This is a genomic window from Embleya sp. AB8 (assembly GCF_049739465.1).
Taxonomy (GTDB): Bacteria; Actinomycetota; Actinomycetes; order Streptomycetales; family Streptomycetaceae; genus Embleya.
On record NZ_JBMHHY010000033.1, the window covers coordinates 123,329 to 129,837 of the forward strand.

The following is a 6,509-nucleotide window of genomic DNA, read 5'->3' on the forward strand; positions in this document are numbered from 1 at the left end:
CTCGAACGCCGGCCGGGCTTGCGGCCTGCTTGGCCTCGAACGCCGGCCGGGCTGTGCTTTGGTCGAGGACGCGTTGGGCGTGCCGATTGACGGCCTCGGTACGACTACGGCCTCGGTACGACTACGGCTTCGGTACGACTACGGCTTCGGTACGACTACGGCCTTGGTACGTTCCGCAGATTGGACCTGGCCATCTGGACCATCCGTCCGACGCCGCCGCTGAGTACCGTGCGGCCCGCGCTCAGGGCGAAGCCCTGGATCTGTTCGGCGGTGATCTTGGGCGGGATGGACAGCGCGTTCGGATCGGTGACGATGTCGACCAGGGCCGGGCCGGGGTGTGCGAACGCCTCGCGCAGCGCGTCCCGGACCTGCGTGGGCTTTTCCACCCGGATCCCGAAGGCGCCCGCCGCGCGCGCGATCGCCGCGAAGTCCGGGTTCTTGTTGCCGGTGCCGAACGGCGTCAGCCCCGCAACCATCATCTCCAACTCGACCATGCCGAGCGACGAGTTGTTGAACAGCACGATCTTCACCGGCAGATCGTGCTGCACCAGGGTGAGGAAATCGCCCATCAGCATCGAGAATCCGCCGTCGCCGGACATCGACACGATCTGCCGCTCCCGGTCCAGGAACTGCGCGCCGATCGCCTGGGGGAGGGCGTTGGCCATCGAGCCGTGCGAGAACGAACCGATCACCCGACGCCGCCCGTTCGGGGTCAGATAGCGCGCCGCCCACACGTTGCACATGCCGGTGTCGACGGTGAAGATCGCGTCGTCGGCGGCCTCCTCATCCAGGATCGAGGCGACGTATTCCGGGTGGATGGGCAGGTGCTTCTCGACGTTGCGGGTGTACGCGTTCACGACCCCTTCGAGGGCGTCGGCGTGCTTGCGCAACATCCGGTCCAGGAATCGGCGGTCGGTCTTCGCCCGCACCATCGGGGTCAGCGCGCACAACGTCTCGCGTACGTCGCCCCAGACCGCCAGGTCCAGCTTGGTCCGTCGACCCAGATGCGCGGGCCGTACGTCCACCTGCACGGTGGCCACGTCCTGCGGCAGGAAGGCGTTGTACGGGAAGTCGGTGCCGAGCAGGATCAGCAGGTCCGCCTCGTGCATCGCCTCGTAGGCCGCGCCGTAGCCCAGCAGGCCGGACATGCCCACATCGAACGGATTGTCGTACTGGATGTGCTCCTTGCCGCGCAGCGCGTGCCCCACCGGCGCGTTGATCCGGTCGGCGAAGGCCATCACCTCCGCGTGCGCCCCCGCCGTCCCCGCACCGCAGAACAGGGTGACCCGATCGGCCTCGTCGACCATCCGGGTCAGCGTGGCCAGATCCGCCTCGCCGGGCCGCACCGAGGGGAGCGAGGTGGGCAGCGCCACCTGGTGCGCCCGCTCCGGCGCCGGCCGACCCGCGACATCGCCCGGGAGGGTGACCACGGACACCCCGCCCAGGCCCACCGCGTGCTGGATCGCCGATTGCAGCACCCGGGGCATCTGCTCGGGCGTACCGATCATTTCGCTGTAGTGGCTGCACTCGACGAACAGCCGTTCGGGATGCGTCTCCTGGAAGTAGCCGGTGCCGATCTCGCCGCTGGGGATGTGCGACGCCAGGGCGAGCACCGGGGCGTGCGAACGATGCGCGTCGAACAGGCCGTTGATCAGATGCAGATTGCCCGGCCCACAACTGCCCGCGCAGGCGGCGAGGCGACCGGTCAACTGCGCCTCGGCGCCCGCCGCGAACGCGGCCACCTCCTCGTGCCGGACGTGTACCCAGTCGATCGCGGCGTTGCGCCGGACCGCGTCCACGATCGGGTTGAGGCTGTCGCCCACGACGCCGTAGAGGCGCCGGACGCCCGCCTGGGCGAGGATGTCGACGAACTGCTCGGCGACGGTCTGTTTGGCCACGGGGGGACCCTTTCGTGCTGCTCGTTTCGGTGCCTCGCCGATGCCGCGATCCGACCGATCCGACCGATCCGATGGATCTGATGGATCCGATCGATCCGATGGATCTGATGGATCTGACAAAGACGATGATCGGATAGCCCTACCCCGGTGGCGCTCGGCTATCCCCGGCCGTCCGCGAGATCCCCATATGCCTGGAACAGGTCGGACAGGCGCAGTGTGGTCAGTTCGGCCAGGTCCGGGCCGTCCGGCAGTTCGACCAGGCGGACATCGCGGTACATGCAGCACTTCTCGTAGAGGGTGCGGACGAAGCGGGCGTTGCCCAGCTCGTCGATCCAGCCCTGTTCGCGGACGTGGCCGGTGATGCTGCGCAGTTCGGCGGCGGCGTCCTCGTCCCACACGTCGCCGCCGGCCGCCGCCATCACCTCGGCGATCCGGGCCAGGTCCTCGGCGCCGTAGGAGGGGAACTCGACCCGGGTGGTGAAGCGCGACATCAGACCCGGGTTCGAGGTGAGCAGTCGGTCCATCCCCTCCGGGTAGCCGGCCAGGATGATCACCAGCCGGTCGCGGTCGTCCTCGGCCCGCTTGAGCAGCACCTGGAGCGCCTCGTCGCCGTATGCGTCGCCCTTGGAGTAGCCCACGTTGGTGAGCCCGTATGCCTCGTCCACGAACAGCACGCCGCCGAGCGCCGAGTCGATCAGCTCGCTGGTCTTGACCGCGGTCTGGCCCAGGTACTCGCCGACCAGATCGGAGCGCTGCGCCTCGACCAGGCGATCGCTCTCGAGCAGGCCGAGCGCGGCGAAGACCCGGCCGAGCAGGCGCGCGACGGTGGTCTTGCCGGTCCCGGACGGACCGGAGAAGACGAAGTGCCGCTTGGGGGCCTGGGCGGGCAGCCCCTGCGCCTCGCGCAGTCGGGCCATGCGCATCTGCGCGGACAGCGCGCGGACCTGGCGCTTGACCGGCTCCAGGCCGACCATCGACTCCAATTCGGCCAGTACGAGGGCGAGTTGTGCGGGGGCGGCGGCCGGGCGCATCGGCGCGGGGCGGTCCGCGACCTGTACGTCCGCCTCGGGGTCGGCCTCGGGATCGAGGTCGAGGTCGGGTTCGAGGTCGGCGTCGCCGTTGTCGGGGATCGGGTCCGGCTCGCGCTCGACCTCGGCGGCCGGCGGTGGTCCGGCGGTCGGTCCGGCGGGCGGGGGAGCGGTCGCGGGTATCGGGGGCAGTACGTCGGGGAGCGGGCCGCGGCCGACCACGGGGCCGGCCAGGCGGGCGGTCATCCCGCCGTATTCGTCGAGCGGTTCGCCGGCCGCGAGCGAGGACAGCCGGGCGGCGGTGTCCATGAACGAGGGGTCCGCCTGGTGTACGGCGCGGTACAGGGGGAGGGCGGCCGGGGTGCGGCCGGTCTCCTCGTACGCGCGCGCGAGCCAGTAGCGCAGTTCCTTGCGCTGCGGATGCTCGGACCGGCAGCGCACCAGCGCGGTGGCGAGCACCTGTTCGGCCTTGGCGTAGAGCCCGAGCCGGACCCGGGCCATGCCAGCGAACAGGCCCGCCTCCACGCCGAGCAGCGCGTCGTCGTCCAACCCGGCGGTGTGCCGGAGGAGTTGCTGCCAGTCCTTGCCCAGGTAGGCCCGGCAGGCGAGGAGGAAGCGGGTGGCCGCGTCCTGTTCGGCGGGCGGGCACAGGGCGAGGGCGGCGTCCAACTCGGGCAGGTGCCGGCCGTCCAACCAGTGGGAGGCGTGGGCGAGGGCGAGGTCGCGCGGGGTCTCCAGGACCAGTTGTACCCACCAGCCCAGCCAGTACCAGGAGTTGAGCGGTCGGCCGTACTTGGCGCGCTGCTCGCCGAAACGTTCGCGGTGGGTGTGCATCGCCACCACGGCGGCGGCCACCTCCACCTTGAGCGCGTGCAGCCCCAGCCAGGCGTCGGCCATCCCCGGATCGGCCTCGACGGCGGCGCGGAACTGCACCTCCGCCTGGCCGTATTCGCCGGCGACGTAGGCGTCCATGCCGCGCAACCAGGCCAGTTCGGCCGGACTTCCGGTGCGTGCGCCACGTTCGGTCTGTCCCACGGTGGACCCCCCTTCCCCCGGCCGGTCCTCTCCGCGTGCCCGTGTCCCCGAGGGGACTTCGAGAGGATGTCGGCCCGCTGCCGATGAATCCCGGTGCGTCCATTCCGCCCGATCGGCGACGCCCCTTAGAGCCTCTCCCGTTCCGCTGCCCGTCACGCCGGCTTGTGCGCAACGGTCACGGATGGTGTCCGTATCGCCACGCGTTCGCCCCCGCGCATCGTACCGAGCGGGGCCCGGCAATCCGAGGGGCGAACGGTATTTGGGGTGGTGGGGGTTGGGATGGCGGTTGGGGTGGGGTTGTGCTCGGGCGCTGGTCGGTTTCGGGTGGCGGTGTTCGGTTGGGGTGGGTGGGACGGTTGGGGTGGGTGGGACGGGTAGGGCGGGTAGGGCGGGTGGTGATTGGGGGGTCGCGTGGAGAAGCCCCCGGTCGCGGGGGAACGACCGAGGGCTTCGTACCAGGCGCGGGACCGGGGGGCTTGCGGTGCCCGCTGGTTCGCAAGCTATGGCGATTCGGGCGTAAGGGTCAAGCGCGCCACGCGGGGAGATGCATGGGCGAGTTTTTGCCTTCCGGGGGCGTGGGTTGTGGAGGGGCTCCGGATTGCGGATCGTGCGCCCCGCGCACTCCGGGTGTGCACTGCCCGCGCGCTCTCCATGGTGCCGGCGGGCCCGTGTTTGTAACGCTACGGTCGGTATATGGGCAACCTCGGGGACGCGGGCGGAACGGCAACCGGGGGCGAACCACCGCTTCGTCCCGCCGACAAGAGCGGTGGCGGCACCGGGCGCGCGGTGGTGGCCGGCGCGGCGCCACGCCGACTGCCGCCACGGCGCCGGAAGGCGGTGGGCGGCGGGGCGAGCGCACCGGAGCCGGGGGCGGGCGTGCCGCGGGCGAGGGTGGCGGGGGCGTCGACGGCGTGGGACGCGGGGGCGGGGGCGGGTGGCGGTGGGGCTTCGGGGGCTTCGGAAGTTCCGGGGGCTTCGGGGGCTTCGGGCGGGGTGGTTGCGCCGGGCGCGCACGGTGCGTCGGTCTTGCCGAGCGCACCGGACTTGCCGGTTTCACCGGTTTCGCCGGCTTCACCTGCTACATCTGCTACATCTGCTCTGCATGCTTCACCTGCTCCACCTGCTTCGCCCGTTTCATCGGTTGTGTCGCCAAGTGCGGGTCGGCCGCTGGTGGAGACCGCGATCGGGCTGTCGAGGCGGTTGGCGCAGGCTGCTTCGGACGCCAAGTACCGCAGCGACCTGATGCGCGACCTGCTGACCGGGCGCAGCACCGACCTGACCGGCTGGGCCGCGTTGCCGACCGGTCCGCTCCTGGTCGTGGTCGTCGAGGTCGACCCGCCCGCGGCGAGCGGCGACGCGCGGGCGATTCGGGCTGGCCAGGAGGCGCTTGCGCTGGCCTGGTCGACGGCGGTGGGCGCACGCGCTCCCGAGGCGGCGGTCGCGGCGTATCCGCGCGAGGTGGTGGCCCTGCTCGGGGCACCGGCCGACGGCCAGTCCGCCCGGCTCGTGGCCGAACTCGCGGCGCTGGTACACGCGGACTGCGCGACGCTGATCCGTTCCTTCACGACGGGGATCAGCCGCCCGGCGGAATCCTTGGACGCGCTGCCGGCGGCGTACGAACAGGCCCGCCGCGCGGTGGCGGCAGGCCGACGCATCCACGGCCCGGGCGCGGTGGCCGACTTCGACCAACTGGGCGTCTTCCGGTTGCTCAGTCTGATCCCGGACCCGGGCGAACTCGACCGCTTCGCACGGGAGGCGCTGCGCTCGTTGGCGCGGCCCCGAGACCCGGAGGCGGCCGACCTACGCAACACACTGCAGGCCTTGCTCGACACCAACCTGAACGTGGCGGAGACGGCGAGGCGCCTGTACGTCCACTACAACACCCTGCGCTACCGAATCACCAAGCTGGAACGCCTGTTGGGCCCCTTCACCCAGGACCCCCACCTGCGCCTGAACCTGATGATCGCGTTGCAGATCGTCCGCATGCAGGGGAGGTGAGGGGGAGGGGGAGTTTGCGCTCGGCTGGGCTGGGCCGGGCCGGGCCGCAGGCTACCGGAGCAGGCATGTAGGCCAGGAGCGCAGCGAGTCGGGCCGACGGAGCGCCGGACCGGAACCCCGGGGTACGGAAGGCGCATACAACGCTGCGACGAGGCGGCCGAGCAACCAATCCGAAACATCCGGCGCGCGACCCAACCCGGCTGCGGGGCAGCCGGGTTGCTCGGGCGCTCCGCGCTGCGTGACCGGGGGCGGTGGGCCGCTTGGCGTCGTGGCGTTCGGCAACTCCGCAGTCGCCCCGGGTCCGTTCAGCGGGGCCGGGTCGTGGCGGGGGCCGCCGTCTCGTCGCTGCACGTCCGCTCCGCGGCCGAGTTCGGACCGTCGCTGCGCGCCGGGCTGTCTCTCCGGTCGGGTTCGCCCAGTTCGTGCCGGAGGCCGGTGTCGCCCTGGCGTGGGGCTTGCACGTCCCCTCCGGGGCCGGGGTCTTGCTTGGTGCTTCGCATCCGTTGTTGCCCGTCCACTACGTGGCCGTTACCACCCGGGTCGGCTTCCC

Annotated in this window: 4 protein-coding genes; 2 read left to right on the forward strand and 2 right to left on the reverse strand. The window is 71.5% G+C overall.

Annotated features, from left to right (window positions below):
• Positions 1–155: 155 nt before the first annotated feature.
• Positions 156–1,898, reverse strand: coding sequence for a pyruvate dehydrogenase (locus ABIA38_RS37775; RefSeq protein WP_424643503.1), 1,743 nt, complete (start codon positions 1,896–1,898; stop codon positions 156–158).
• Positions 1,899–1,912: 14 nt separating this feature from the next.
• On the opposite strand from ABIA38_RS37775, the gene ABIA38_RS37780 reads away from it, so the two are divergent.
• The gene (locus ABIA38_RS37780) at positions 1,913–2,035 is read left to right on the forward strand and encodes a hypothetical protein (protein WP_424643504.1); all 123 of its coding nucleotides are present in this window, start codon (positions 1,913–1,915) and stop codon (positions 2,033–2,035) included.
• Between the two features lie 21 nt (positions 2,036–2,056).
• On the opposite strand, the gene ABIA38_RS37785 is transcribed toward ABIA38_RS37780, so the two are convergent.
• Positions 2,057–3,898, reverse strand: a complete 1,842-nt coding sequence (locus ABIA38_RS37785) for an AAA family ATPase (RefSeq protein WP_424643507.1) — start codon at positions 3,896–3,898, stop codon at positions 2,057–2,059.
• 1,233 nt (positions 3,899–5,131) lie between these two features.
• Here ABIA38_RS37785 and ABIA38_RS37790 point away from each other — a divergent pair.
• Entirely contained in the window at positions 5,132–5,959 is an 828-nt protein-coding gene (locus ABIA38_RS37790) for a PucR family transcriptional regulator (protein ID WP_424643505.1), read from the forward strand.
• The last annotated feature ends 550 nt before the right edge of the window (positions 5,960–6,509 follow it).